The sequence below is a fragment of the Pseudomonas putida genome, from assembly GCF_016406145.1.
Lineage (GTDB): Bacteria > Pseudomonadota > Gammaproteobacteria > Pseudomonadales > Pseudomonadaceae > Aquipseudomonas > Aquipseudomonas putida_E.
In genome coordinates, this window is sequence record NZ_CP066306.1 from 4,934,668 (window position 1) to 4,960,412 (window position 25,745).

Genomic DNA, 25,745 nt, shown 5'->3' on the forward strand with positions numbered 1-25,745 from the left:
TGGGGCGAATGAACAGTGAGTATGGTCGATCCCTGCCGTTTTACTTGGCCAACTTGCTGTAACTGGTCATCAGGTTGCGGTAGTCGGGAATGTGGTTGGAGAACAACGTGCCCAACCCTTCAACATCATTGCGCCAGTCGCGATGCAGCTCGCAGGCCACCCCGAACCAGGTCATCAGTTGCGCCCCGGCTGCCTCCATCCGCCGCCAGGCCGAATCACGGGTCAGCTCATTGAAGGTGCCGGAGGCATCGGTGACCACGAACACCTCGAAGCCCTCCTCCAGCGCCGACAACGCCGGGAAGGCCACACAGACTTCCGTGACCACCCCGGCGATCAGCAACTGCTTCTTGCCGGTGGCCTTCACCGCCTTGACGAAATCTTCGTTGTCCCAGGCGTTGATGTTGCCCGGCCGGGCGATGTAGGGGGCGTCGGGGAATTGCTCCTTGAGTTCGGGCACCAGCGGCCCGTTGGGGCCGGTTTCGAAACTGGTGGTGAGGATGGTGGGCAGCTTGAAGTACTCGGCCAGGTCAGCGAGCGCCAACACGTTGTTCTTGAAACGGTCGGGGTCGATGTCCCGAACCAGCGACAGCAGGCCGGTCTGGTGATCGACCAGCAAAACCGCAGTGTTGCTCTTGTCCAGACGCTTGTATTGGAAGGCCATGACCGATCTCCTTGCTAACGTTGGGGTGGGAGTTTCAGCGTAGGCAAGGATGGGGGGTGGGTAAGACCGTCAGTCGGTTCGCTTCTGGGTATGACACCTCCTCCTGAGATCAAACGTCTGCCAAGCGTGTACCTGCAATCACTTCACAAATTCCTGAACTAATTATTTCCCCCCAGCGATTTGTTCCCCCGCCAACCCCCACCAGAATCGCTTCACCACAATCACAATAACCGTGAGGCCACTCCCGTGGACCAGACACTTCAGGTACGGCAGGCCGCCGCCGACCTCGTAGCCGCCTTCGCCAGCAACGACACCGCCCGCTACTTCGCCTGTTTCAGCGAAGACGCCACCTTTCTTTTCCACACCTTGGCGCAACCGCTGCTGTCGCGCGGCGCCTACGAAGACCTCTGGGCCCAATGGCAGGCCGAGGGTTTTGCCGTGCTCGGCTGCCTTTCGAGCAATGCGCAGGTAAGCCTGCAGGGTGATGTGGCGATCTTCATGCACGATGTTGCCACGCACATCCGCATCGCCGGCGAGCAGCACCGACTGGCCGAGCGCGAAACCATCGTGTTCCGCCGCCACGGTGAACGCTGGCTGGCCTGCCATGAGCATCTGTCGGTCGTCACCGTAGCCTGATTCACCTTTACGCGGCCCTGCCGCCCTGCCATCGCACCCACAAGAGGGCCCGCGCACCGCGCCGGCCTACAACAACCGCGCTGGAGCATCACCATGAGCCACTCGACCGGTATCGAGACCAATGGCGTCGAACAGATCCCTGACGATCAACGCGACGCCTCCCCCCTGGACCTGTTCCGCCTGATCTTCGGCGGTGCCAACACCTTTGCCACCGCCGTGCTGGGTAGCTTCCCGGTACTGTTCGGGCTGTCGTTCCAGGCCGGGGTCTGGGCGATCCTGCTCGGCGTCGGCGTGGGTGCGCTGATCCTTGCGCCCATGGGCTTGTTCGGCGCGCTCAACGGCACCAACAACGCGGTGTCTTCGGGCGCCCACTTCGGCGTGCATGGGCGCATCGTCGGCTCGTTCCTGTCGCTGCTCACCGCCGTGGCGTTCTTCTCGCTGTCGGTATGGAGTTCCGGCGATGCCCTGGTCGGCGGCGCCAAGCGCCTGGCCGGGCTGCCCGAAACCGACCTGACTCTGGGCCTGGCCTACGGCCTGTTCGCCATCCTGGTGCTGGTGGTGTGCATCTTCGGCTTCCGCTTCATGCTGTGGGTCAACAAGGTTGCCGTGTGGGCCTCTAGCCTGCTGTTCCTGCTGGGTATCTTCGCCTTCGCCGGCCCGTTCGATGCGGGCTACGCCGGGAGCGTGAACCTTGGTCAGGCCGGATTCTGGGCGGCCTTCGTCGGCGCGGCGATTCTGGCCATGAGCAACCCGGTATCGTTTGGCGCCTTCCTCGGCGACTGGTCGCGCTATATACCACGGCAAACGCCGAAGGCGCGCATCATGCTGGCAGTGATCGCCGCCCAGGCCGCCACGCTGATCCCGTTCCTGTTCGGCCTGTGCACCGCCACCCTGGTGGCCACCCAGGCCGCGGACTACATCGCCGCCAACAATTACGTGGGTGGCCTGCTGGCGATTTCGCCTAGCTGGTTCTTCCTGCCGGTGTGCCTGATCGCGGTGATCGGTGGCATGTCTACCGGCACAACTGCGCTGTATGGCACCGGGCTGGACATGTCGAGCGTGTTCCCGCGCTTGCTCAGCCGCGCGGGCGCCACCGTACTGATCGGGGTAATGGCCATTGCCTTCATCTTCATCGGCCGCTTCACCTTCAACCTGGTGCAGAGCGTTTCGACCTTCGCCGTGCTGATCATTACCTGCACCAGCCCGTGGATGGTGATCATGATTCTCGGCCTGATCACCCGCCGCGGCTTCTACCACGCCGACGACCTGCAAGTGTTCACCCGCGGCCAACGCGGCGGCCACTACTGGTTCCTGCATGGCTGGAACTGGCGCGGCATGGGGGCGTGGATCCCCAGCGCGGTGGTAGGCCTGTGCTTCGTCAACCTGCCTGGGCAGTTCGTCGGCCCGCTGGGCGACCTGGCTGGCGGCATCGACGTGAGCCTGCCGGTAACCCTGGGCATGGCCGGTGTGCTTTACCTGCTGCTGCTCAACCTTTTCCCTGAACCTGCTGGTGTGTATGGCCCCAACGGCCCGCGCTGGGTGCGCTGCAAAAGCACCGCGCACATGCCGGTGCTGAACCCGGCCGAAATGGCCTGACTGGATAACGATCATGACCACTTCCCACTACATTGCCGGCCGCTGGGTCGAAGGCCAGGGCAGCGACTGCATCAGCGTCAATGACCCTGCATTGGGCCAACCTTTCGCCGAACTGATGGCCGCCAGCGTTGCCCAGGTCGACCTGGCCGTTGCGGCGGCGCGCGAAGCCCTGCCCACCTGGAAGCAGGTCAGCGCCAACGAGCGTGCGGCCTACCTGCGCGGTTTTGCCGAGCAGCTCGGGCAACGCCGTGAAGCATTGATCAACCTGCAAATGCGCAACAACGGCAAGCCTCGCCATGAGGCCGAAATCGACTTGGACGATGCCATAGCCACCTTCGCTTATTACGCCGACCTGGCCGAGCAACTGCCGGAAAGGAATCGCGAAGTGGCGCTGGCCGCACCGGGCTTCACTGCCCGCACCCGGCTGGAGCCGGTGGGTGTGGTTGGCCTGATCGTGCCGTGGAACTTCCCGCTGGTGACCAGCGCATGGAAGCTGGCACCGGCCTTGGCTGCAGGCTGCACCGTGGTGCTCAAGCCTTCGGAAGTCACCCCGCTGATCGAGCAGGCCTACGGCCAGATCGCAGATACCCTGGGCCTGCCTGCCGGCGTGCTGAACATTGTCAACGGCAAGGCCGAGACTGGCGCCGCACTAAGCAGCCACAGCGGCCTGGACAAGCTGTCGTTCACCGGCAGCAACAGCGTCGGCAGCCAGGTGATGCGCAGCGCATCGGCACAGTGCCGACCCGTGACCCTGGAGTTGGGCGGCAAATCGGCAATCGTGGTGTTCGATGATTGCGATGTGGACCAGGCGGTAGAGTGGATCGTCGCCGGCATCACCTGGAACGCTGGGCAAATGTGCTCGGCCACCTCGCGCTTGCTGGTACACGATGGCATTGCCGATGCGCTGCTGCCACGCCTGCAGCAGGCACTGGAAACGCTGCGCGTCGGTAACCCACTGACGGAAGAAGTGGACATGGGCCCGCTGACCAGCCAGGCGCAATGGTTGAAGGTCGCCAGCTACTTTGCCACAGCCCGTGAAGAAGGCCTGCAGTGCCTGGCCGGTGGCAAAGCACTGGACCGCGACGGCTGGTTTGTCAGCCCGACGCTGTATGCCGACGTCCCGGTGGACAGCCGCCTGTGGAATGAAGAAATCTTCGGGCCGGTGCTGTGCGCACGTCGATTCTCGACCGAAGCAGACGCAATTACCGAGGCCAACGACAGCCGTTTCGGCCTTGTCGCCACCGTTTGCTCAGCGGACCTGGAGCGCGCCGAGCGGGTGGCCGATGCGCTGGAAGTCGGGCATGTGTGGATCAACTCGGTGCAAGCGGTGTTCGTCGAGACGTCTTGGGGCGGCACCAAGGGTAGCGGCATCGGGCGGGAGCTCGGGCCTTGGGGGTTGTCGGGCTACCTGTCGGTCAAACATGTGACGCGGTGCCTGGGCTGATTGCCCTAGAGGCCGCCAGGCGGCCCAAGCGCCGGCAAGCCGACATCCACTCTGGGGCCTGACGTAGCACCTGAGGGGCCGGCTTGCGCGCTGGGGTGTTACGCCGGCTCGTCAGCCGGGCGCGCGCCCTCCTGCACCAGCACCATGCTCTGCGGTGAAGACAGGGGAATGCCCTCATCCCGCAAACGCCCCAGGATGGTGAACAGCAGGTCGCTGCGCGCCCCCGACACCTGCCGCGGCCCCGCCACATAGCCGCTGACACTGATCACCATGCCGCTGGTAGTCAGGTCCTTGAAGGTTACCGACGCAGCCGGCGCATCCAGGATCGCCTCATGCTCGTGAAAGGCAGTCAGCAGCAGGTCGCGAACCTGGTTGGCATCGGTCTCCAGCGGCAAGGTCAGGGTGATGCCCACCACACCCAAGGCATTGCCCATGGTTACGTTGCGCACGTTCTGCGAGATGAACTGCGAGTTGGGCACGATCACCGTGGAGCGGTCGGACATCTGGATCTCTGTGGCGCGCACGTTGATCCGGCGAATGTCACCCTCGACGCCGGCCAGGCTCACCCAATCGCCCACCTTGACCGGGCGCTCGGTTAGCAGGATCAGACCGGAAATGAAGTTCTGCACGATCTGCTGCAAGCCGAAACCGATACCCACCGACAGGGCGCTGACTACCCAGGTCAGGCTGGTGAGGTTGATCCGCAGGGTCGACATCACCAGCATGGCCAGGAACAGGAAGCCCAGGTAACCGACCAGGGTTACCAGCGAAGCACGCATGCCGGCGTCCATGTCGGTTTCCGGCAGCAGGCGCTCGCTCAGCCAGCGCTTGAGTACACGGATACCGAGCATGCCGCCTAACAGCATCGCCACGGCCAGCAGGATGTCCTGCGGCACGATGTTCAGGTTGCCGAGCAATTTGCCACCGGTGCCGTCCCAGTCGCCCAGGCTCATCAGCAACTCGCCGGGGCTGGTGCCCGACGGCATCAACGCCAGCATCACCGCCAGGAACAGCAGGACCGTGCGGCTGACACCGGTCAGGATGGTGCTGGCCTGGGCCTGGTGGCGTGGTGCCAGGCCCAGCGACGACGCCAGTGCCAGGCCGCCGGGTTGACGCGGCGACAGCAGGGTTTCGCACAGATCAGCCAGGAAGGTGGTCAAAAGGTAGGCGCAGGTGGCGACCATGCTGATCCACAGCAGCTTGGCCGTGAGGAAGTAGGCCAGGGTGAGGTAGCCGGCCAGCAGCGTCAGCACGATAAGCCCGACCCACACCACGATCACGAACGGGATCAGCCCTGCCAGGCCGGTCGGGCGCGCCAGCTCATGTTTGCGCAAGGTCCGGCGGTAACGTATGAGCGCCGCGGAGAAGATGGCGGCTACCACCAGCGCGGTCAGGCCGTTGGTGGCGACAGTCAGCGCCAGGCTGGTGCCGATCACACTGTTGATGCGCTCGAAGGTCAGCATCACCATCAGTGCCAGGGCCAGCAACTTGGGGAACCAACCCAGAGCACTGGCCACTTCGTCGGGGATCGGCGGCAGGCGCCAGGAAGGCCGTTGCAGCATCAACATGGCCCGGCCAAGGCCGGTGATGAAGGCACTGAACACCACGAGCATGAGGAAGTGGTTGGTCAGGCTGGCTATGTCCGAGCCCAGCATGGCACTGCTTTGAAGGCCCCAACGCAGCAGCGACACGGCGCCGGCGATAGTGCCCAAGGTGGCCAGACTCACGCTCAAGGCCAGCGCGCTTCGGCGTAGGCGGCCTTCGGGCAGCCAGCGGATCATGGCTGCAGCGAGCAGGCGCTCAAGAACCAGGCGGACCAGTGTCCAGACCAGGATCGCAGCCACCAGGCTAGTGATGAAGAACCCGCGGTGTTCAGCGCTGAAGGCGCTGGCGACGGCGTCGGCGGCCTCGCCGCGCAGATCACGCAGGCGCATCACATCGTCCTCGGTAGGACGGATCAGCGACTGCCAAAAGGCCGGGCTCAGCGGACTGGCCGCCCGGCTGGTAACTTGCGAGTTGAACTGGCTACGGCGCAGGTTGACGATTTGCGTGGACAGGTCGCGCGCCGACTGGGTCAGCTTGGTGGCCTGATCCTGCTCGGCGAGCACCGACTTTTTCTGCGCCTCCAGCTCCTTGCGTTGCAAGGCCAGGGTTGGGGCTTCATCTTTCTGTACCGGGCCGATGACCTTGAGCTTGTCGTCGAGCTTCTGCGCGTCGGCTGCGCGCAAGGTACTCAGCGCATCGGCCTGTCGCTGGACCTGCACGGTAGCCATGCGCAGTTGCGAGAGCAGATCGTCATTGGCGTTGCTGGTTACGCCCTGACGAATCTGGTCGAGCCTATCGCTCAACTGCTCGATGCTTGCGTTTTCATCCAGCACCGGCAGCTCGCTGGCAACCAGGTTGGCAACCGGCACGGAAGCCGACCAGGCCGGCGACGCAAGCGCCAGCATCAGGGCCATTACCACCAGGTAAAATCGGGCAAGGCTGACACGCCTCATCGAACATTCCTCTTCACAATTCGATTTGGCGGTGGATTCTACGCGGCTTGGGGCGTTCAGGAGAGTGCCGTTTCTCGGTCCAGCAGTTGCCGCTTGCGTTCCACCCCCCAGCGGTAGCCGCTGATGTCGCCGTCAAGGCGCACCACCCGGTGACAAGGAATCGCCACGGCGATACGGTTGGCCGCGCAAGCCATGGCCACTGCGCGCACGGCTTTGGGCGCGCCAATGCGCTCGGCGATCTCGGTATAGCTGACCCGGCCGCCCACCGGAACCTCACACAGTGCTTGCCAGACCCGCTCCTGAAACGCGGTGCCCTGCACATCCAGAGGCAAGTCCAGGCCCAGGGCAGGCGCCTCGACGAAGCCCACCACCTGCGCCACCAGTCGTTCGTACTCGGCATTGCCGCCGATCAGGCGAGCTTTGGGGAATTGATCCTGCAATTGCTCGAGCAGCGCTTCAGGAGCATCACCCAACAGGATCGCACAGATGCCTTTTTCGCTCTGTGCCACCAGGATCGCCCCCAGTGAACACTGCCCCACAGCGAAATGAATGGCCGTACCCGCGCCACCGGCGCGGTACTGACGCGGGCGCATGCCCAAGCGTTGATCGGCGCTTTCGTAGAAACGGCTATTGGAATTGTACCCGGCATCAAAGATGGCATCGGTCACCGATGTTTTCCCCTCACCCAGCCGCTCGCGCAGGCGCCGAGCGCGGAAGGCTGCGGCATAGGCCTTTGGCGTAAGCCCGGTTTCGGCCTTGAACAGGCGGTGCAGGTGGTACGGGCTGACACCCAGTTGTGTACCGAGCTGGCCGAGGCTGGGCGGGTTGTCGGGGGTTTCGAGCAGGCGGCAGGCGCGGGCTACCAGTTCGCAGCGGCGAATGCTCGACGGCTTGGCCTGGCAGCGCCGGCAGGGGCGATAGCCTGCGGCCTGCGCGGCGGCGGCATCGGTGAAAAATTCGACGTTCTCGCGTTTGGCCATGCGCGATTTGCAGCCGGGTTGGCAATAAATGCCGGTGGTGCCCACGGCGTAGACGAAATGGCCTGCTGCTGCCGCGTCGCGAGTATAGACGGCTTGCCAGCGTTGGTCGTCAGTGGTGTAGGGGGTCATTGCGGTATGCCTCAACCAAGCTGATTCGTCTCAGGCCCGCCACAGATACCAGGCTGCCACCGTGCGGTGCGGACGCCACCCGGCGCCCAGCGATCGCATCTGCGCCGGCGTCGGTGCCTTGCCCAGCCCCTTGAGGCGACGATACCCCTCCCGTACCGCAAAATCGTCCACCGGCAAAACATCCGAGCGCTCCAGGCTGTAGATCAGCAGCATCTCGACAGTCCAGCGGCCCACGCCGCGCAAGGCAACCAGGCGCTCGATCAAGGCCTCGTCGCTCATGCCCAATGCCTCTTCCCGGCACGGCACCGCCCCGTCCAGCGCGGCCTGGGCAATACCGTGGATTGTCGCCAGCTTGCTCGCGGAAAACCCACAGGTACGCATCGTTTCCGGCGCCACCTCAAGCAACTGCCTCGGCGCGGGAAACCCATCGTCAGGAAACAGCGCCAGCAATCGCCCCAGTATCGCTTCGGCCGCACGGGCATGCAGCTGCTGGTAGGCAATCGCCCGTACCAGCGCCTCATACGGCTCACGCCCCGGTGTCGCCTGGTGCAGGCACGGCCCGGTCGCAGTAATGTGCCGCGCCCAGTCAGGGTCCAGCGCGGCCAGGTAATCGGTGGCTTCGCGGTAGGCTTCAGGCGAGAGGTCGGCCAGGATCATCCGTAGCTCCAGTGGGTTCTAGGCAGGACCAGCTTAGCCCAGTCACTCATCGGGGAAACGCCGAATCTTGCGCAGCTAATTCCTGGCAACCATTGCCCCATGCCATCATCCACGCATAGAATTGAGAACTATTCACAGTAACGTGTGCTTCATGGGATCAGCCGCTACGATGCAGCTCAACGACACGCTCAAACCGGCCGAAGTCGCCCTGCTCTATCAGTCCCATCACGCTTGGCTACGTGGCTGGCTGCGCAGCCGGGTCGGCTGCCAGGAACACGCCGCAGACCTTGCGCAGGACACCTTCGTGCGCCTGCTGCGCGCGCGCCAGGTTTCGCCGATCAAAGAACCGCGGGCTTACCTGAGCAGCATCGCACGCGGCCTGATGATCGACCAGTTCCGCCGTCGCGCCCTGGAGCGCGCCTACCAGGAAAGCCTCGCCCATGTACCCGCAGGCGAAGTACCCAGCGAAGAGCATCGCCTGGTGATTCTGGATGCCCTCGAGCGCCTTGACCGCGCCCTGCACCAGCTCAGGCCCCGCGCCCGTCAGGCCTTTTTGCTGGCCCAGCTCGATGGCCTGAGCATCGCGCAGATCGCCCTTCGCCTTGGCGTTTCGCGTGCCACCGTCGAACGCGACCTGGCCAAGGCTCTGGGCGTCTGCTACCGGTTGCGCTATGCCGAGCTCTGATCAAGTACCTGCGCAGGCCCAGGTCGACCAGGCCATCGAATGGCTGGTGAAGCTGCGCTTCGACAACCCCAACCCGGCTACCGAACAGCAGTTCCAGCAATGGTTGGCCCACCACCCGCACAACGCCCAGGCCTGGCAGCGGGTGAGCACCCTCAGCGACGAGCTGGCGGGGCTCCCCAGCGACCTTAGCCGGCGCACCCTCGATGGCCGCCAGCGTCAGCGCATCAACCGCCGTGACCACCTCAAGCTGCTGGCGGTGCTGGCGATCGGCGGCAGCGCCGGTTGGGCCGCGCGCGAGCCGCTCGGCCTGCCCGCGCTGATGGCCGACAACAGCACCGGCACAGGCGAGCGTCGCCGGTTGCAGGGTAGTGATGGCAGCCAGATCCAGCTCAACACGGCCAGCGCCATCGACCTGCACTACAGCGCCGAGCTGCGCGAACTGACCCTGCTGCGCGGCGAAGTCAGCCTGGCCAGCAACCCTGGCGACAACCGCCCGTTCCGCATCACCACCCGGGTCGGCGCCCTGGCTACCCGTGACGGCCAACTGCTGCTGCGCGAAAATGATCAGGGCCTGTTGCTGGCCGTGCGCCGCGGCAAAGTCACCTTGTTCCCCACCTCCCCTTCACCACGCGTGGTGCAGGCGGGCGAGGTGTTGCAAGTATCGCCGCACGGGGCTCACGCGCTTGCCTCGTTGCATGCCGACCCATGGGGCTGGACCGACGGTGTGCTCAGCGTGCAACAGATGCCACTGGGCGAGTTCTGCGCCGAACTGGCCCGCTACCGCCCGGGGCTGCTGCGCTGCGCTGGCGATGTGGCCGCGCTGAAGGTATCCGGCACTTACCAGCTGAACGATACCGAACAGATTCTGCAACTGCTTACCCGCAGCCTGCCGGTACGTGTCGATTACCGCACACGCTATTGGGTCAGCGTCGGGGCTGCCTGATCTTTTTTTGAAAAAGAATGAGGTGGAATCTCATTCTCGTCCGGCCTGAAGGAACAAAACCCGAAAAGTGGTCTACGAAACCTTCAGGAGCGGTCCATGATCCACCCGTGTTCCCCCCGCAACGACAGGCTGCGCCATGCCGTGCGCGCCGCCGTGTTCGGCCTCGGCCTAGGCAGCGCCTTGGCATTGCCCGCACAGGTCGCGGCTGCACCCGCCAGCCAGCACCGGCAAATCGACTGGAGCATCCCCGCAGGCCCTCTGGCCCCTGCACTGGACCAGTTGGCGCGGCAAGGCGGCCTGAGCCTGTCGTTCGATGCGAACAGCCTGCAGGGCAAGACCACCCAGGGCGTGCAGGGCCGCCATGAGCCGGCCCAAGCATTGACCCTCGTGCTGATGGGCAGCGATGTGCAAGCGCAACAGGAAGGCGATAACAGCTTTCTACTGATACCAGCACTGGACGCCGGTGGCGCACTGCAACTGGGTACCACCAGTATTTCCAGCGATCGCCTGGGCGAAACCACCGAGCACAGTGGCTCTTACACGACAGGTGCGGTCACCATCGGCAAGACCGCGCAAAGCATTCGCAACACCCCGCAGTCGGTGACCGTGGTCACCCGCCAGCGCATCGACGACCAGAACATCACCAACCTGACCAACCTGCTGGAGCAGACGCCTGGTGTGGTGGTGAACCTCACCGACAGCGAACGCGTGCAGTACTACTCGCGCGGCTATGCGATCGATGCCATCCAGTACGACGGCGCCACCGTGGTGCAGGGCAGCGGCGGTGGCTCATTCATCCAGAGCGATTCGGCCATCATCGACCGCGCCGAGATCTTGCGCGGGGCCACCGGCATGATCCGCGGCGCGGGTAACCCGTCAGGCACCGTCAACCTGGTGCGCAAACGCCCGACGCACGAATTCCAGGGCGAAGGCAGCGTCACCCTCGGCTCCTGGGATACCCAGCGTTATGTCGCCGATATCTCCGGCCCGCTGACAGAAACCGGGAACGTGCGAGGCCGGGTGATCGCCGTACACGATGACAAAGACCATTTCCAGGACTCGCGCCAAGAGCGCAAAGAGGTGTTCTACGGTGTGCTGGCCTTCGATCTGAATGACAGCACCACCCTGACCACAGGCCTTGAGTGGACCAAGCTCGATGCCACCGGCGCTTGGGGCAACCTGCCCGCCGACTATGATGGGTCGCCCCTGCCGTTTGGCCGCAGCACTTACCTGGGTGCTGACTGGAACCGCTGGGACCGCAGCAACCTGCAGACCTTTGCCGAGCTCGAACACCGTTTCGACAACGACTGGTCGCTCAAGCTGATGGCCCAGCGCACGCACTTCGAGCTGGATGACCACGGTTTCAAGCAGACTTACTTCACCCGCGCCAGCGGCGCTGCCAACCCAAGCAACAACCCCTATCTGATGAACTATCAGGTTACCGAGGGCGACGGCGGCGAGAGCCTGCAGAACAACCTGAGCGCCACCCTCAACGGGCCGTTCGAGCTGCTCGGTCGCACCCATGACCTGATGCTTGGTGTCGAGCGCATTCGCAACGATTCCTACGCCTCGGCCACCAACTTCGTCTCCTCAGGGGTCTTCGACATCCGCGAGTGGGACCCAAAGACCAGCCTGGCCGAACCGGACATCAACATCACCGCACATCCGGTACGCACACGCACCACCCAGGAAGCGGCCTACGCCACTTGGCGCATTTCCCTGGCCGACCCGCTCACGGCAATCATCGGGGCGCGAGCCAACTGGTATGACTACGAGCAGGAAAACAACGTCAAGTCGAACGGCAAGTTCAGCGTCGACAACAAGATCGTGCCGTATGCAGCGCTGATCTACGACCTCAATGACAACTTCAGTAGCTACGCCAGCTACACCGAAATCTTCAACCCGCAGACCGCCACCGACGTCAGCGGCTCGGTGCTGGAGCCAACCACAGGCGAAGCTTACGAGACCGGAATCAAAGGCGAGTTCTACGAGGGGCGGCTGAACACCTCGCTGGCGTTCTTCCGCATCTACCAGGTCGGCAACGCCCTGGATGACCTGAGCGGCCCCAACCCCTGCCCGCCCAACTACACCTCGGGTTATTGCAAGGTGGCTGCAGGCAAGAACCGCAGCCAAGGCTTCGAGCTGGAGATTTCCGGCGAAGTATTGCCAGGCTGGAACGTGACCGGTGGCTACACCTACAACACCACCAAGCAACTCAAGGACACCATCAGCAACACCGGCAACGCCATCCGCACCACAGACCCCAAGCGCATGCTGCGCCTGTTCACCAGCTATCGCCTGCCGGGCGAGCTGCAAGCGTGGACCGTTGGCGGCGGCGTGCAGGCGCAGAGCGACATCTACAACCGCAGCGGCAGCGCCGAGGCCTCGCAGGCCGGGTATGCGGTGTATAACGCGATGGTCAACTACCGGTTCAACGAGCATTACTCGTTGCAGCTCAATGCCAACAATATCTTCGACAAGAAGTACTACCGCCAGGTGGCGCCGACGCCGACCGGGTATTACTGGGGTGACCCGCGCAATGTGTCAGTGACCTTGCGCGGCAGCTTCTGACTCAGGCTGCCAGCACCGCCCCCACTACAATCAAGGACTCAGGTGCAACTGTGGGAGCGGGCTTGCCGGCGATAGGGCCAGCACTGGCAACAACAACCCTCAGTCCGCCACTGCCCGCAGCTTACCGGCCCGCCGGTACGACTGCCGGGCAAAGCACACGAACAGCCCCGCCATGATCGCCAGTGCCATCGGTAGCCCATGCGGCGCCACATCCATCGCCGCGCCGCTGACCAGCGGCCCGACCAGGCTGCCGACGCCCCACAAAAGGCCAACGCTGGCATTGGCGGTGACCAGGTCCTGGCCCTTGAAACGCTGCCCGATCAGCACCAACGCCAAGGTGTAGATACCCCCTGCCACGGCGCCAAGCACCACCAGCAGCGGCCATAGCAGCCAGGTCATCTGCAGCAGCCAAGGCAAGGCGATACCGATCGCCATCGCCACCAGTCCGCACACCAGGTGCAGGCCGGTGCGCTCGACCCGGTCGGCCAGCCAGCCCAGCGGCAACTGGAAAACCATGTCACCGGCGAACACCACCGTCACCATCAGCGCCGCCACGCCTACGGCAAAACCATGGCTGGTGGCATACACCGGCAGCAACGACAGCACGACCGCATCGAAGAAGGAGAAGAACAGCACAGCCACGCACAATGCCGGGGCTACGCGAAAGAAGCCCGCCAGGCCGAAGCTTTTCTCGCCCTCTTCACCATGCTCCACATGATCGTTGGGCACGGTCAGCACAATGCACAGCAGCGCCAGGCCATAGCAGAAGGTCACCACACCGGTGATCCAGGGGCTGTTGGCGCCAATCACTGCGAGCATCGCCGGGCCGAGCACCTGGAAGCCGGTGAAGCTGGTGGCGTAAAGCGCCATGATCTTGCCGCGGTTGTGATCCGGGCACAGTTCGTTGACCCATGACTCGCCCAGGATGATCGCGATGCCCATGCCGACACCCAGGCCCAGGCGTAGCAGGGCCAGCATCCAGACCGAATCGAATGCCGACTCCAGCAAGGCGATGCTCACGGTGCACAGGCTGAAGCACAGCAGGTAGATGGTGCGCCGGGTCAGGTACCGGCAACAGGCGTCTACCATGAACGCCGAAAGCATCATCCCCGCAGCGGGGATGGCCGAGATGATGCCGATCTGCAAGGTGCCGGCACCGGCCTCATGCAAACGCAACGACACCAGCGGCAGGCTGGCCCCCAGACTGAAGCCAACCACAGACACGGCGAACAGAAGGCCCACCAGCAAACGCATGTTCATGTATCACTCCCAGCAAACTGAAAAGACGCGCAAATACAGGCGCCCAGGCGCACGCCGGGACGGCGGACGACGCAGGGGCGCAGGTCAGTTCAGGGCGAGGTGTGGCGAGAAGGTAAAGGCAAACAGCACACTGCGGCGACGCTTGAGCACCGTATCGCTCGGCCACGCGCGACGCATGGCCTGGAGGGCAGGCTGGCGGGCGTGTGGGAGGGACTGGGTACGGCGCATTGCTTTGGCTACTACGCAGGTTGGGGAAAAGAGGCGGCACTCTAGGCCAAGCCAGGTTGAGCCGTCAATTGCCGGCGCCCACAGCGAACATCAGCACTGCCCCGATAGTGGGAGCAACTGTCTTGCCAATTTCCAAGAGTTAACACAATTACCTGTGGGAGCCGGCTTGCCGGCGATTGGGCTGCAAAGCAGCCCCTACGCTGTCAGCGCTTACCTGTATTGGGCAGAAACACGGCCAACAGACCGAACAACGGCAGGAACGAACACACGCCATACACGTACTCGATACCGCGTAAATCCGCAACGTACCCCAGCAGCGCCGCGCCAATCCCGCCAAAGCCGAACATCAGCCCGAAGAAGACCCCGGCAATCATGCCCACACTGCCCGGTACCAGCTCCTGGGCGTACACCACGATCGCCGAGAACGCCGACGCCAGGATAAAGCCGATGACCACGCTCAGCACGGTGGTCCAGAACAGATCGGCGTACGGCAGCGCCAGGGTGAACGGCGCCACACCGAGGATCGAGAACCAGATGACCGCCTTGCGCCCGATACGGTCACCGATCGGCCCACCAAAGAAGGTGCCAGCCGCGACCGCGCCAAGGAACAGGAACAGGTGCAACTGCGAACTGGCCACCGACAGGTCGAACTTCTCGATCAGATAGAAGGTGAAGTAGCTGGTGAAACTGGCCATGTAGAAGTACTTGGAGAACACCAGCAGGCCCAGCACGATCAACGCCGCGATCACACGCTTGCGCGAGATGCCATGGATGGCCTGCACCACCTTGCGCGCCTTGGCCTGGTTGAGATGCTCGGTGTACCAGCGGCGCAGCATCAGGGTCACGGCAAAGAACAACAGCCCGGCCACCCCGAACCAGGCCACATGGGTCTGGCCGAACGGGATGACGATTGCGGCCGCCAGCAGCGGGCCGAAGGCCGAGCCTGCGTTGCCACCGACCTGAAAGGTCGACTGCGCCAGGCCGAAACGCCCACCTGAGGCCAGCCGCGCAATCCGCGAGGTCTCCGGGTGGAAGGTCGACGAGCCGATACCCACCAGCGCAGAAGCCAGCAAGATCATCGGGAAGCTGCCGACGAAGGCCAGCATGATGATACCTACCAACGTGCACAGGGTGCCGAGCGGCAACAGGTTCGGTGTTGGCCGGCGGTCGGTGAAAAAGCCGACCCAGGGCTGCAGCAACGATGCCGTTATCTGGAAGGTCAGTGTGATCAGGCCGATCTGGGTGAAGCTCAGGTCGTAATTGGCCTTGAGCATCGGGTAGATCGCCGGCAGCACCGACTGGATGAGGTCATTGATCAGGTGCGCCAGCGCGCAGAAGGCGATGATGCGCATCACCAGTGGGTTGGCTTGGCTTGCCGAACCGGTGCTGGCGGTGGAGGTGCTGCTGATGGCCATGAGCTTGATTTCCGTCCGCAGGTTTGGGATCCGATTATCAGGAAACAAATGGATACATAGCTACCTTTTTATCCTCTACAACCGCGCACTTGCAAATGGTTCTCAATATAATTAGCATCCTCGCACCTGATTCCCGCAATCGTTGGGCGAAAAATGCCCTTTAGCGAGCACATTCCAGCATGAGCCCGATGCCCGCCACGCAGATCCAGGCCGACGCCCAACAGGAAGCACTGGCGTGGTTCGCCCGCCTACGCCAACCTGACTGCGATGACCATGAACGCCAGGCATTCGCCCGCTGGTGCCAGGCCCCGCTCAATGCCCATGCCTACGCCGAGCTCGAAGCCTGCTGGCAGCAATTGCAAGCGCCACCGGCAGGGCCTCGACCGCGCCAGGTCACCGTGCGACGCAGCTACCTCGGCAAAGGGCTGGCATTGCTGTTCCTACTGGCGCTGGCCGTGCTGACGTACCTGTACTGGCCACTGATGCAGCGCCTGGGCAGCGAACTGCACACTGGCGCTGGGGAGCGGCGCAGCGTGCGCCTGGCCGACGGCTCAACCCTGCACCTGGACAGCGCGAGTGCACTGAATGCCGACCTGCGCGGGCGCACCCGTCTGCTGCAGGTTGTGCAGGGCCAGGTCGAGCTGCACGTGATGCTCGACGGCCGCGCCCTTGAACTGCAGGTGGACGATGCGCGTATCCAGGTGTTCGGCACTCGCCTGATGGTGGCGCGCCATGCCGGGCATGACGAACTGGTGGTGCTCAATGGCAAGGCCATGATCACCCAAGGTAACGACCAGCGCATGGTGTCGGCGAGTGAGCGGGTGACCTTCACCGATGCCCGGATCAACCCCGTGCAGAAGGTCGATGTCAAAAATGCGAACGCCTGGCGCAGCGGCCACCTGCGCGCCCTCGACGTGCCATTGGGTCAAGTCATCGAGCGCCTGGCCAGCTACCAGGGCCGCCGCGTATGGATGATGGACGAACAGGCAGCCAACCGGCGTGTAAGCGGCGACTTCAACCTCGACCGCTCCGGCGCAACCCTCGACGCACTGGCTGCCGAGCAGCGCTTGCAGGTGTACGGTATTCTCGGGCAATGGTTGATCGTGCGCTGAAAACAGCGTTGGTCGGCTAAGTTTTTGAAAGCGTGCAAATTTTTTTTGAAATGAGTGTTGACACAGGGGCATCACAAGGGAATAATGCGCGCCATCGGCTACATAGCTCAGTTGGTTAGAGCATAGCATTCATAATGCTGGGGTCCGGGGTTCAAGTCCCTGTGTAGCCACCAAACTTGAAAAGGGCTTACCGCAAGGTAAGCCCTTTTCTTTTGCCCGCAGAAAAGTTCAGCCCCTCTCTTTCGCTTTCAGCGCACCCCCGATACAGCCACTGCCAGGCCGAGCCCTATCAGCGCTACACCAATCAGCCGGTCGACCAGCCGCTGGCGCTCGATCATCACCTTGCGCAACCCGGTACTGGAAAAAAATACCGCCACCACACTGAACCACGCCCAGTGGGCAAACGACATGAACGCACCATAGGCGAAATCCAGCGCCAGCGGGCTACCTGGCTGTACGACCTGGGTGTAGGCACTGATCACGAACAGCATGGTTTTGGGGTTGAGGGCGTTGGTCAGGAAGCCCGTGCGCAAGGCAGCCAGCAGCCCCACTGCCGGTTCCTGGTCATCAAGACTGATGCGGGTGGTGCTGGTCAGCGACTGATAACCCAGATAGATCAGGTACCCCGCGCCCAGCACTTTCATGGCCAGGAACAGCGCAGGGCTCTGACTGATGACCACGGCGATACCCAACACCGTGTACAGCACATGCACCTGAACGCCGAGGGCTATACCCACAGCCGCCGCCAGGCCGGCCTTGCGGCCCTGTGCATAACTGCTGCGGGTGACCATGGCGAAATCCGCGCCGGGGCTGACGACGGCCAGAAGGGTGAAAAGGGCTACAGCGAAAAGCTCAGTCACGAAGGAAGTCCTCGATAGGCGATGAAAATGCACAGGTGTCGCCATTATCGAAATAGCAGTGAGCTGGGAAAATCGATTTATAGTTACGCAAATTCGCTAGTTTTTCTCACACAGGTGCCGTGCCGCCGCTGGCAACTTCAAGCCCATGAAACTTCCCCCACTCACTGCGTTGCGTTACTTCGACATCGCCGCCGAAACCGAAAGCTTCGTGCGGGCCGCCGAACGCCTGCACGTCACCCATGGCGCCGTCAGCCGCCAGGTCCGCCTGCTTGAGGAAAGCCTCGGTGTCGAACTGTTCGAGCGCCGGAACCGGGCAATCTTCCTGACCCCGGCCGGTCGCGCACTGCACGGCACCACCCAGGCCATCTTCGAGCAACTCGAAAGCGCAGTGCAGCGCCTGCAGCAGCAGGAACCGGACAATGTGCTGGTGCTTTCTTGCGAGCCGACCATCGCCATGCGCTGGCTGATCCCCCGCCTGCCCCGCTTTCATGCCGCCCACCCAGACCTGCGACTGCACCTGGTGGCCGCCGGTGGGCCGCTGGACTTTGCCCGCAGCGGCGTTGACCTGGCACTACGACGTGATGATTTCCATTGGCCGCCCACCCTGCACGCGCTGAAGGTCTGCGACGAATGGATCGGCCCGGTCAACCGCGATGGCGGCACCGCACTCGATGGCCAACGCCAATTGCACAGCAACACTCGCCCCAGTGCCTGGCCCGCGTGGCTGCGCCTGAGTGGCCAGCAGGCGCGACACTGCCAACGCAGCGACTACGAACACTTCTACCTGTCACTGCAGGCCGCCAGTGCCGGCCTGGGCCTGGCGATCGCCTCGGCGCTGATGGTGCGCGATGAACTCGACAGCGGGCAGTTGCAGGCGCCATTCGGCTTTCTGCGCGATGGGTCCGCCTATCACCTGCTAAGCCCGCAACCGCTGGATGACGGCGGCAAGCGCCAACGCTTTGCCGATTGGGTAATGGGAGAAAGCCAGGCCTGCCTCGCTCACCTGGGTTTGCTGCAGAACGACGACGCGGCACTGCCATCACCGCCCCAGGTGCGATAACCCGCGGTGTCGATATGGATGCGGCCTGTCGGGTAGCGCCCCAGCCCCATGCCCCAGGCCTGGCCATGCTGCTGCCAGAAGCGGCACAACGGGTTGGGGTCGGCCCAGCCTGGCAGCAGGATATCGACTGCAAAGGCACGGGTGTGGGCGCTGCCCACGGCACCTCCTGCGCACCTGTTCAAGCCCGAGTCACGGTAGGCGGAGACCACTTCGAACTGGCGCAGGATGCCTTGCTTTTCCAGCGTATTGATCAGCGCCAGCGTGGAGCGCACTGCCAGCCAGTTGCCAGGCGGCGGCACGGCAAACGGTGAAGCCTTGCACAGCCGCCAGTCCGACGCTGAGCGCAGCAATTGGTGAATCGGCACCACGCCATACAGGCGGGCGTCCACCAGCATCTCCCGAAAAGGGCGGGTCTGATGATCCCCCGCCCATTGCGCGAACATCCACAGGTCACGTTCATCGGCCTGAGCCACGCCCCCCAGCATCACGCCTGTGGCCATCAGCAGCCATTTCGTCCTTCTCATCCCCGCTCCCTCTGCCCCAGTATGAGCACGGCCGCCAATCGGGGCGGCCATTACAAGGAGTTAAGCATGCACAAATTACTGGTAACAGAGCAGGAAGGATTGAAAGTCAGTCTTCGAGCAACGTACAAGCCATCACCAGCGCATCCTCGCGCCCGCCCGCCACCGGGTAGTAATCACGCCGACGGCCAATCTCGTTGAAGCCGTACCGCTCATACAAGCGATAGGCCGACTGGTTGCTGGCTCGCACTTCCAGAAAACACTCGCGCCCATTGAGCTGATAGGCCCGCGCCATCAGGTGCTCGAGCAAGCGCAGGCCCAGGCCACGCCCCTGGTTCTCGGGCTTGACGGTAATGTTCAGCAGGTGCGCTTCGTCGATGATCACGTTGATCACACCATGGCCGACCTGCTGTTGACCATCGAACATCAACCACACTTCGTAGGACTTGAGCGCATCCTGGAAAATCCCGCGGGTCCAGGGATGGCTGAACGCGGCATATTCGATCTTCAGCACGGCATCCAGATCCGCCTCGGTCATGGGGCGGAAACTGATCGATTCACTCATTCAACGCTCTTCCAGCGCGCCATCAGCTGGCGCATCGCTTTCCAGACGTCCGCCTTGCGCTGCGGCTCGTCCATCAACAGTTCAAGGCCCGGCAACGCCCAGGCGTCGCCCAGGCCGTCGAGCTTGAGTACTTGGTAATAGGCTTGGGCGTCGGTATTGGCGGCAAAGCGCAAGGCCGGCATGCCGATCAGCCAAAGGCAGGTGCAAGGGGCTTCTTCAAGGCGCGCCTGAATGAAGCCCTGGACGAAATCACGCGCGGCGTCCGGCCCCTGGTCCATGTTGCCACGCACCAGCAGCGGCCAGCGCACCGGCTCGCCGATGATCTGCGGGGCATCTGGCAGGCCTGCGGCGCGCAGCATGTCCTTGAGCAGCAGGTAGGATGGGTCGCGGCTCTGGAACGGCTGGCCGGTGGCCAATTCCACCAGCAGCAGGCAGTTGCCGGCGCGCAGCAGTTGCAGCGAGAAACGCGGTGGCGGCACGGGGGCCGGACGTGGCGCGGGGGCTTGTTCCTCGGCCTCGACCGGTTTGGCGGTGGGCTTAGGCGCGTTGCCCGGGCGCGGAATTTCGATTTTCGGACGTTCGCCGGAGCGCGCCTGTGGTGCGACCGGCGCTTCGTTGGCAGGGGCTGGCGAAGGCCTGACCTCGAACGCGGCTTGCTCGACCGGAACCTGCGGCAACAGCAGCTCTGGCCGCGACGGCGCAGCGAACGGCAGTTCGGCGCGCGGCAGCCAATGCACCACTTGCATGGCGGAAAGGTAGGCGCGGCGGCGGGACTCGGTCAGCAAGGCACGGGTATCCGGGGGGCTGGAACAATCGGGCATTCTAACGCTGTTGGCTGCCGAGCGCCGCAACTGGTCGGCAGAAAATTGCTGCCTGTACCGCCGAGGGGGCCAGGGAAACCCCCAGCCAATCCGAGGTTATCCCTCATTACAGACCAAGGGGTGAAATCCTCCCCCCCGGATGCAGTACAATCGCCCCCTTTTTACTTGGCAACGAGTAGACGCCAATGATCGAACCCAAGCGCGTCCTGCGCGCCCTAGCCGAACACTGGGCCCTGATCGAGCCGCTGTGCGAGCGTTTCGACCAAGGCACCCTGAGCCTGGTCGAACTGCGCCAGCAGTTGGGCCGCCAGCAAGTGGAAAGCACGCCGCAGGACATTACCCAGCTGCTCGACGTGTGGATCCGCCTGGATATCCTGGTCCCGGTGGCCAAGAGCCCGAACCGTTTCGAGCTCAACGCCCAGATCCACGACTTCCTCGCCTACCTGCGCCGCGAGCACCGCCTGGGCCTGTGCCTGGAGATCGAGGCCTACCTGCGCCACCTGGAGCGCCTTGCCGGGCATATTCAGGATGCCTTCGACAACCGCGACAGCGATGACCTGGCGCGCCAACTGCGCCTGCTCGACATGCGCGTGCGCGACGTACTGAAAAAGCTCGACAACGACGAACAGGCGCTGGTCGCCGTGGCCGAACGGGCCAAGACCAGCAACCGCCAGATCCCGCTGCGCCAGCGTTATGCCGAAGTACTGGCGACCTGGGACGAATACGTCGAGCCGATGATCCAGCTGGTCAACGCCGACGGAGCCTTCGAACAGGGCGTACGCAAGGTCGAGACCGTGCTGCTGAAACTGCTCGGCGAACAGGCGCGCCTGGGCCACCTGGTCGACGACGACATGCTGCTGCGCACCCATGCGCGCATCCTCGAGATGCAGACCAGCGCCCAGCTGACGCTGCGCCACGCCCGTGAACTGCTGCTGCCGTTGCGCGAAGAAGCGCGTCGGCATAATGCCGTGACCCGCGGCGCTGCCTTGGCCCTGTCGGTGATCCGGCGCAAGGGTATCGACGCCGTGCCGCAGGCGGCCATGCCATTGTTCACCCGGCCGCAGAGCACCTTCCTGGGCAGCGCCAGCCAGGTCGAGGCGTACGTCTATGCCCTCGCCCGCTTCGAGCCGAAACCGGCCAAGTTCCCCAAGGCGCACAAGACCCAGACTGGCCCGCTGCCGCGCGCGCCACGCACGGTCAAGGAAATGCTCGAACGCTGCGAGGATGCCCTGCCGCTGCCTGACCTGATGGTCTGGCTGCTGGACCAGGAGCCCGAAGGCGCCACCGACGAACTGCTGTACTGGTTCTCGCGCCTGTCGCGTGAAAAGCGTTTCAAGCGCGAACGCCTCGAACGCCGCGAGTACACCACCCACGAACACCTGGTCAGCCTGCGCTCGTTCGCCCTGACATCCAGCCGCGAAGCGCAACCTGAAACCAACGCGAGCCCAGCCAATGCATCTTGATCTTTCCGAACTGTCCCAGCTCGCGCCGATCTTCCGCGAGCTGTTCAAAGGGTTCCACGTCAGCCGCCGCGACCCGGAGCTGTACGCCCAGCTGTCGAACTTCCAGGACCAGTACCGCACCCTGTTCAAGGCCTTGGGCTTCGAGCTGGTGTGCGATACCCGCGGCTTCTATTACTTCGTCCCCGAGCAGGCCGCCGCGCAGGTCAACAAGACCGCCCAGCGCCTGTCGCTGTTCACTTTCATCCTGGTCGAGCACCTGGCCGACCAGGGCCGCGACCCGATGGCGGTGCTCGACGGCGGCAGCATCGGGCGCGATGAGCTGCCCTCGCTGCTGGACAAATACCGTGACCTGTTCCTGCAGGCTGAAGTGCAAACTGTCGACGAGCTGGAAGAAAAGATCATGCGCCGCATGACCCAGCTCGGCTTCGCCCACGAGGAAGGCGGCATCTACCGCTTCCTGCCACCGATGCACCGCTTCCTCGATGTGTGCCTGTCGGTGCAGCAGGACCGCGACCTGGCCGCCAGCCTGCACAGCGACCTGCCGCTGCCAACGCCAGTGCTGGTCGAGGAAGAAAGCCCCGAGGCGCTGGCCCACACCGACGACCCGCTCGACCTCACCCCGTTCGAGGGCGAAGAAAGCGAAGAAGAGGCCCTGGCCCGGGCCATCCGCGAAGAGCAACAGGAGATTGACGCATGAGCCAGGAACGCTACGGCATCCGCCGCTTCGCGCTGCTCAACACCGCCGGCTACAGCCTGGGCCTGTTCCCGCTGGAGCACCCGCTGTCGGTCTACGGCGCCAACAACCTGGGCAAATCCGCCTCGATCAACGCCCTGCAGTTCCCGATCCTGGCGCGCATGTCCGACATGAGCTTCGGCAAGTACAGCCTGGAGCAGTCGCGCCGCTTCTACTTCGCCAGCGACACCTCGTACATCCTCTGCGAACTGAACCTGCCCCACGGTCCCCACGTGATCGGCGTGGTCGGTCGCGGGCCAGGCGGCGGTTTCGGCCACCAGTTCTTTGCCTACAAGGGTGAACTGGACCTGGATCACTACCAGAAGAACGACACCTGCCTGCGCCAGAAAGAGCTGTTCACCAACCTCGAGCGCCTGGGCCTCAAAGCCTACGAGCTCAAGCCGGACGAGCTGCGCCGGCTGCTGGTCGGCGGCCACACCTCGGTGCCGCTGGACCTGACCATGATCCCGCTGCGCTCGACCAGCGAGCAGAGCCTGAAAACCTTCCGCGCACTGTTCATCAACCTGCTGCACATGCGCGAAATCACCGCCGCCAAGCTCAAACAGCTGTTCCTCGACGCGTTCGAGCACAGCCTGCGCTCTGGCAGCGTCGACTACATCGCCGCCTGCGAAGAAGCCTTCCGCGACGTACGCCGCATGGAGCAGGACTACAACGCCCTGGTTGCCGCCGGCCCTCTGGTCGAAGCCCTGGCCGGCGGCGTGGCCCAGCGCGACATCCTGCGCGGCAAGCTGCACCGCCTCTCGCCGCTGCTCGACAACCTGCTGGGCACCTGGCAGGAATACGCCATGGCGCGCAAGGAAGAGCTGGTGATCCAGGCCGAGCACTACCGCGGCGAGCAGGACCGCCTGCAGAACGATCAGCGTGGCGGCACCCAGGAGCTGATGCGCCTGGAGCGTGAAATCACCGGTATCCAGCGCTGGCTCGGCGAGCTGTCGGTACTCAAGCACCGCTTCGCCCTGGTTGATGACGTCAAAGTGCTGGAGCAGCAGTTGCTGGCCGCCAAGGATGCCCACGACGAACTGGCTGGCGCCCTGGCCCAGTCGCGGCAGTTCTCTGCCGAGGACCTCGACGAGCGTGTGCGCGACCTGGAAAAGCGCCTCAAGCAGGTCAAGCAGCAGCTCGATCACGCCGACAACAACAGCTACGCCCGCCTGCGCGAAGAGTTCTCGCAGGCAGACGTCGACCGCCTGATGCGCCTGTTCAACGGCGCACTGTTCAGCCTGCCACTGGGCGAGCGCGGTATCGAACTGGACGACAGCGATCTGTGGGTGAAATCGCTGGAAGCGGTGCTCGATGGCTTCAAGGGCGAGCGCTTCGAAGCCCCGGGCATTTCCATCGACCTTTCGCACATCGACCCACCGGCCCTGCAGGCCCTGGCCGACCGCGCCGCCCTGCGCGACCAGAAGGACCGCCTGGAGCGCGAGCTCAAGCAGCTCAAGACCCAGCAATCGGTGGCCGCCGACCGTACCGCTTCCAAAGCCCAGACAGAAGCCCTGTACCAGCAGGTGCTGGATGCGCAGAAGGCCCTGGAAGACTACCGTCGCAGCGAAACCCTGGCAGCTGAAGAGCCGGAGAAGATGGAGCAGCTGGCGCAACTGGAAGCGGCCCAGGACGAACTCAAGCGCTCCAGCGATGCGTTCACCGAGCGCGTCCAGCAACTGTCGGCCAAGCTGCAGCTGGTCGGCCGCCAGATCGCCGACCTGGAAGCCAAGCAGCGCACCCTGGAAGACGCCTTGCGCCGTCGTCAGCTGCTGCCCGCCGACCTGCCATTCGGCACGCCGTTCATGGAAGCGGTCGACGACTCCATGGACAACCTGTTGCCGCTACTCAACGATTACCAGGACAGCTGGCAGGCCCTGCAGCGCGTCGACAACCAGATCGAGGCGCTGTACGCCCAGGTACGCCTCAAGGGCGTGGCCAAGTTCGACAGCGAAGATGACATGGAGCGGCGCCTGCAACTGCTGGTCAATGCCTATGCGCACCGCACCGACGAGGCCCTGACCCTGGCCAAGGCGCGCCGCGCCGCAGTCACCGACATCGCCCGCACCCTGCGCAACATCCGCAGCGACTACGACAGCCTCGAACACCAGCTGGCCCTGTTCAACCGCGAGATCAACAAGCGCCAGGTTTCCAACCTGCAGAGCTTCCGCGTGGTACTGGCGCCGAACAAGGAAGCGCTCAAGCACATCGACCAGATCATCCACAGCGCCGGCCAGTACGAGGAAGGCGAGACCCTGTCGGTGTTCGACCTGACTCAGAATTCGGAGCAGGATCACAAGAACGAAGAAGCCAAGGAATACCTGGCGCGGCTGGTGGCGGCCAACCACAACCAGCTGGGCCTCAAAGACCTGTTCGAACTGGCTTTCGAGATCACCAAGATCAACAGCCAGCCGGTGATCCACGCCGACATCGACGGCGCCGCCTCCAACGGCACCACCATGACCATCAAGGCGCTGACCAACATGTACCTGTTGCTGCACTTGATGGACCGCGACCTGGCCGGGCGCATTCGCCTGCCTTACTACCTCGACGAGGCGGCGGACATCGACGAGCGCAACCAGGCCGCACTGCTGGAGACCAGCCTGCAGTTAGGCTTCGTACCGATTCTGGCGAGTGTGAAGCCACAGGTATCGGCGCATGTGGCGATCGACCTGGAAGGCGGTAGCGGGCCGAATGGCATCTATATCGACGAGGCGGACTGGAAGTACATCAGCCGACGTGATGTGGAGAAAGCGATCGTGCGCGAGGATCAGGCTGAGGAGCTGGCCTGAGGAACTGGGGCCGCTTTGCGGCCCTTTCGCGACACGAGGCCGCTCCTACAGGCATATACGTTCGCCTGTAGGAGCGGCCTCGTGTCGCGAAAGGAGGCCAAAGGCCTCCCCTAAA

22 protein-coding genes and 1 tRNA gene are annotated in these 25,745 nt (G+C 63.8%); 12 read left to right on the top strand and 11 right to left on the bottom strand.

Features of this window, described 5'->3' with window-relative positions:
- Window positions 1-40: 40 nt before the first annotated feature.
- Complete coding sequence (ycaC, locus tag JET17_RS22750) at window positions 41-661, bottom strand: isochorismate family cysteine hydrolase YcaC (RefSeq protein WP_012316275.1); 621 nt, start codon at window positions 659-661, stop codon at window positions 41-43.
- Between the two features lie 246 nt (window positions 662-907).
- Here ycaC and JET17_RS22755 point away from each other — a divergent pair, with 246 nt between their 5' ends.
- The 3 genes from JET17_RS22755 to JET17_RS22765 all read left to right on the top strand — a co-directional run bounded on the left by JET17_RS22755 (window position 908) and on the right by JET17_RS22765 (window position 4,337).
- A complete protein-coding gene (locus JET17_RS22755) occupies window positions 908-1,297 on the top strand; it encodes a YybH family protein (protein WP_012316276.1) in 390 nt (129 codons plus the stop codon).
- Between the two features lie 93 nt (window positions 1,298-1,390).
- Complete coding sequence (locus JET17_RS22760) at window positions 1,391-2,893, top strand: purine-cytosine permease family protein (protein ID WP_012316277.1); 1,503 nt, start codon at window positions 1,391-1,393, stop codon at window positions 2,891-2,893.
- A 13-nt stretch (window positions 2,894-2,906) separates the two neighbouring features.
- Complete coding sequence (locus tag JET17_RS22765; RefSeq protein ID WP_012316278.1) at window positions 2,907-4,337, top strand: aldehyde dehydrogenase family protein; 1,431 nt, start codon at window positions 2,907-2,909, stop codon at window positions 4,335-4,337.
- 98 nt (window positions 4,338-4,435) lie between these two features.
- Here JET17_RS22765 and JET17_RS22770 read toward each other — a convergent pair whose 3' ends face one another.
- The 3 genes from JET17_RS22770 to JET17_RS22780 are packed head-to-tail and all read right to left on the bottom strand — an operon-like array spanning window position 4,436 to window position 8,601.
- The gene (locus tag JET17_RS22770; protein ID WP_012316279.1) at window positions 4,436-6,835 is read right to left on the bottom strand and encodes a DUF3772 domain-containing protein; all 2,400 of its coding nucleotides are present in this window, start codon (window positions 6,833-6,835) and stop codon (window positions 4,436-4,438) included.
- 56 nt (window positions 6,836-6,891) lie between these two features.
- Window positions 6,892-7,944, bottom strand: a complete 1,053-nt coding sequence (gene ada, locus JET17_RS22775) for a bifunctional DNA-binding transcriptional regulator/O6-methylguanine-DNA methyltransferase Ada (RefSeq protein ID WP_012316280.1) — start codon at window positions 7,942-7,944, stop codon at window positions 6,892-6,894.
- A 30-nt stretch (window positions 7,945-7,974) separates the two neighbouring features.
- Window positions 7,975-8,601 carry a DNA-3-methyladenine glycosylase family protein gene (locus tag JET17_RS22780; protein ID WP_012316281.1) on the bottom strand — a complete coding sequence of 209 codons (627 nt, stop codon included), beginning with the start codon at window positions 8,599-8,601 and terminating at the stop codon, window positions 7,975-7,977.
- A 169-nt stretch (window positions 8,602-8,770) separates the two neighbouring features.
- Here JET17_RS22780 and JET17_RS22785 point away from each other — a divergent pair, with 169 nt between their 5' ends.
- From JET17_RS22785 to JET17_RS22795, 3 genes are all read left to right on the top strand, one after another.
- Window positions 8,771-9,286 carry a sigma-70 family RNA polymerase sigma factor gene (locus tag JET17_RS22785; RefSeq protein WP_012316282.1) on the top strand — a complete coding sequence of 172 codons (516 nt, stop codon included), beginning with the start codon at window positions 8,771-8,773 and terminating at the stop codon, window positions 9,284-9,286.
- Complete coding sequence (locus JET17_RS22790; RefSeq protein WP_012316283.1) at window positions 9,273-10,229, top strand: FecR domain-containing protein; 957 nt, start codon at window positions 9,273-9,275, stop codon at window positions 10,227-10,229. The genes JET17_RS22785 and JET17_RS22790 overlap by 14 nt, the downstream gene beginning before the upstream one ends.
- A gap of 96 nt (window positions 10,230-10,325) precedes the next feature.
- Window positions 10,326-12,800 carry a TonB-dependent siderophore receptor gene (locus tag JET17_RS22795; RefSeq protein ID WP_012316284.1) on the top strand — a complete coding sequence of 825 codons (2,475 nt, stop codon included), beginning with the start codon at window positions 10,326-10,328 and terminating at the stop codon, window positions 12,798-12,800.
- Window positions 12,801-12,899: 99 nt separating this feature from the next.
- Here the strand turns inward: JET17_RS22795 and JET17_RS22800 are convergent, their stop codons facing one another.
- The 3 genes from JET17_RS22800 to JET17_RS22810 all read right to left on the bottom strand — a co-directional run bounded on the left by JET17_RS22800 (window position 12,900) and on the right by JET17_RS22810 (window position 15,703).
- Window positions 12,900-14,060: an MFS transporter gene (locus tag JET17_RS22800; protein WP_012316285.1), complete on the bottom strand. Its 1,161-nt coding sequence runs from the start codon at window positions 14,058-14,060 to the stop codon at window positions 12,900-12,902.
- 84 nt (window positions 14,061-14,144) lie between these two features.
- Complete coding sequence (locus JET17_RS22805) at window positions 14,145-14,288, bottom strand: hypothetical protein (RefSeq protein WP_176512188.1); 144 nt, start codon at window positions 14,286-14,288, stop codon at window positions 14,145-14,147.
- Window positions 14,289-14,491: 203 nt separating this feature from the next.
- The gene (locus tag JET17_RS22810) at window positions 14,492-15,703 is read right to left on the bottom strand and encodes an MFS transporter (RefSeq protein WP_012316286.1); all 1,212 of its coding nucleotides are present in this window, start codon (window positions 15,701-15,703) and stop codon (window positions 14,492-14,494) included.
- 179 nt (window positions 15,704-15,882) lie between these two features.
- Between JET17_RS22810 and JET17_RS22815 the strand changes: the two genes are divergently transcribed.
- A complete protein-coding gene (locus tag JET17_RS22815) occupies window positions 15,883-16,815 on the top strand; it encodes a FecR family protein (RefSeq protein WP_012316287.1) in 933 nt (310 codons plus the stop codon).
- Window positions 16,816-16,911: 96 nt separating this feature from the next.
- Window positions 16,912-16,988 (top strand) — tRNA-Met (locus JET17_RS22820).
- 75 nt (window positions 16,989-17,063) lie between these two features.
- On the opposite strand, the gene JET17_RS22825 is transcribed toward JET17_RS22820, so the two are convergent.
- Window positions 17,064-17,675 carry a LysE family translocator gene (locus JET17_RS22825; RefSeq protein ID WP_012316288.1) on the bottom strand — a complete coding sequence of 204 codons (612 nt, stop codon included), beginning with the start codon at window positions 17,673-17,675 and terminating at the stop codon, window positions 17,064-17,066.
- A gap of 145 nt (window positions 17,676-17,820) precedes the next feature.
- Between JET17_RS22825 and JET17_RS22830 the strand changes: the two genes are divergently transcribed.
- A complete protein-coding gene (locus JET17_RS22830) occupies window positions 17,821-18,735 on the top strand; it encodes a LysR substrate-binding domain-containing protein (RefSeq protein ID WP_012316289.1) in 915 nt (304 codons plus the stop codon).
- Here the strand turns inward: JET17_RS22830 and JET17_RS22835 are convergent.
- From JET17_RS22835 to JET17_RS22845, 3 genes are all read right to left on the bottom strand, one after another.
- Window positions 18,675-19,259, bottom strand: coding sequence for a D-Ala-D-Ala carboxypeptidase family metallohydrolase (locus JET17_RS22835; RefSeq protein WP_012316290.1), 585 nt, complete (start codon window positions 19,257-19,259; stop codon window positions 18,675-18,677). The genes JET17_RS22830 and JET17_RS22835 overlap by 61 nt on opposite strands.
- A gap of 106 nt (window positions 19,260-19,365) precedes the next feature.
- The gene (gene rimI, locus JET17_RS22840) at window positions 19,366-19,821 is read right to left on the bottom strand and encodes a ribosomal protein S18-alanine N-acetyltransferase (RefSeq protein ID WP_012316291.1); all 456 of its coding nucleotides are present in this window, start codon (window positions 19,819-19,821) and stop codon (window positions 19,366-19,368) included.
- Window positions 19,818-20,606 carry a hypothetical protein gene (locus JET17_RS22845; RefSeq protein WP_042111761.1) on the bottom strand — a complete coding sequence of 263 codons (789 nt, stop codon included), beginning with the start codon at window positions 20,604-20,606 and terminating at the stop codon, window positions 19,818-19,820. Before JET17_RS22845 ends, rimI begins: the two co-directional genes overlap by 4 nt.
- A 221-nt stretch (window positions 20,607-20,827) precedes the next feature.
- On the opposite strand from JET17_RS22845, the gene mksB reads away from it, so the two are divergent.
- The 3 genes from mksB to mksF are packed head-to-tail and all read left to right on the top strand — an operon-like array spanning window position 20,828 to window position 25,630.
- On the top strand, window positions 20,828-22,105 hold the full coding sequence (gene mksB / locus JET17_RS22850) for an Mks condensin complex protein MksB (protein ID WP_012316293.1): 1,278 nt from the start codon (window positions 20,828-20,830) through the stop codon (window positions 22,103-22,105).
- On the top strand, window positions 22,095-22,802 hold the full coding sequence (gene mksE, locus JET17_RS22855; RefSeq protein WP_012316294.1) for an Mks condensin complex protein MksE: 708 nt from the start codon (window positions 22,095-22,097) through the stop codon (window positions 22,800-22,802). Before mksB ends, mksE begins: the two co-directional genes overlap by 11 nt.
- Entirely contained in the window at window positions 22,799-25,630 is a 2,832-nt protein-coding gene (mksF, locus tag JET17_RS22860; protein ID WP_012316295.1) for an Mks condensin complex protein MksF, read from the top strand. The genes mksE and mksF overlap by 4 nt, the downstream gene beginning before the upstream one ends.
- Window positions 25,631-25,745: the final 115 nt, after the last annotated feature.

Excerpts from the sequence above, each read along its gene's own strand:
- ycaC (WP_012316275.1), bottom strand. The coding sequence starts at position 661 with ATGGCCTTCCAATACAAGCGTCTGGACAAGAGCAACACTGCGGTTTTG.
- JET17_RS22760 (WP_012316277.1), top strand. The coding sequence starts at position 1,391 with ATGAGCCACTCGACCGGTATCGAGACCAATGGCGTCGAACAGATCCCT.
- JET17_RS22765 (WP_012316278.1), top strand. The coding sequence starts at position 2,907 with ATGACCACTTCCCACTACATTGCCGGCCGCTGGGTCGAAGGCCAGGGC.
- JET17_RS22770 (WP_012316279.1), bottom strand. The coding sequence starts at position 6,835 with ATGAGGCGTGTCAGCCTTGCCCGATTTTACCTGGTGGTAATGGCCCTG.
- ada (WP_012316280.1), bottom strand. The coding sequence starts at position 7,944 with ATGACCCCCTACACCACTGACGACCAACGCTGGCAAGCCGTCTATACT.
- JET17_RS22780 (WP_012316281.1), bottom strand. The coding sequence starts at position 8,601 with ATGATCCTGGCCGACCTCTCGCCTGAAGCCTACCGCGAAGCCACCGAT.
- JET17_RS22785 (WP_012316282.1), top strand. The coding sequence starts at position 8,771 with ATGCAGCTCAACGACACGCTCAAACCGGCCGAAGTCGCCCTGCTCTAT.
- JET17_RS22790 (WP_012316283.1), top strand. The coding sequence starts at position 9,273 with ATGCCGAGCTCTGATCAAGTACCTGCGCAGGCCCAGGTCGACCAGGCC.
- JET17_RS22795 (WP_012316284.1), top strand. The coding sequence starts at position 10,326 with ATGATCCACCCGTGTTCCCCCCGCAACGACAGGCTGCGCCATGCCGTG.
- JET17_RS22800 (WP_012316285.1), bottom strand. The coding sequence starts at position 14,060 with ATGAACATGCGTTTGCTGGTGGGCCTTCTGTTCGCCGTGTCTGTGGTT.
- JET17_RS22805 (WP_176512188.1), bottom strand. The coding sequence starts at position 14,288 with ATGCGCCGTACCCAGTCCCTCCCACACGCCCGCCAGCCTGCCCTCCAG.
- JET17_RS22810 (WP_012316286.1), bottom strand. The coding sequence starts at position 15,703 with ATGGCCATCAGCAGCACCTCCACCGCCAGCACCGGTTCGGCAAGCCAA.
- JET17_RS22815 (WP_012316287.1), top strand. The coding sequence starts at position 15,883 with ATGAGCCCGATGCCCGCCACGCAGATCCAGGCCGACGCCCAACAGGAA.
- JET17_RS22830 (WP_012316289.1), top strand. The coding sequence starts at position 17,821 with ATGAAACTTCCCCCACTCACTGCGTTGCGTTACTTCGACATCGCCGCC.
- JET17_RS22835 (WP_012316290.1), bottom strand. The coding sequence starts at position 19,259 with ATGAGAAGGACGAAATGGCTGCTGATGGCCACAGGCGTGATGCTGGGG.
- rimI (WP_012316291.1), bottom strand. The coding sequence starts at position 19,821 with ATGAGTGAATCGATCAGTTTCCGCCCCATGACCGAGGCGGATCTGGAT.
- mksB (WP_012316293.1), top strand. The coding sequence starts at position 20,828 with ATGATCGAACCCAAGCGCGTCCTGCGCGCCCTAGCCGAACACTGGGCC.
- mksE (WP_012316294.1), top strand. The coding sequence starts at position 22,095 with ATGCATCTTGATCTTTCCGAACTGTCCCAGCTCGCGCCGATCTTCCGC.
- mksF (WP_012316295.1), top strand. The coding sequence starts at position 22,799 with ATGAGCCAGGAACGCTACGGCATCCGCCGCTTCGCGCTGCTCAACACC.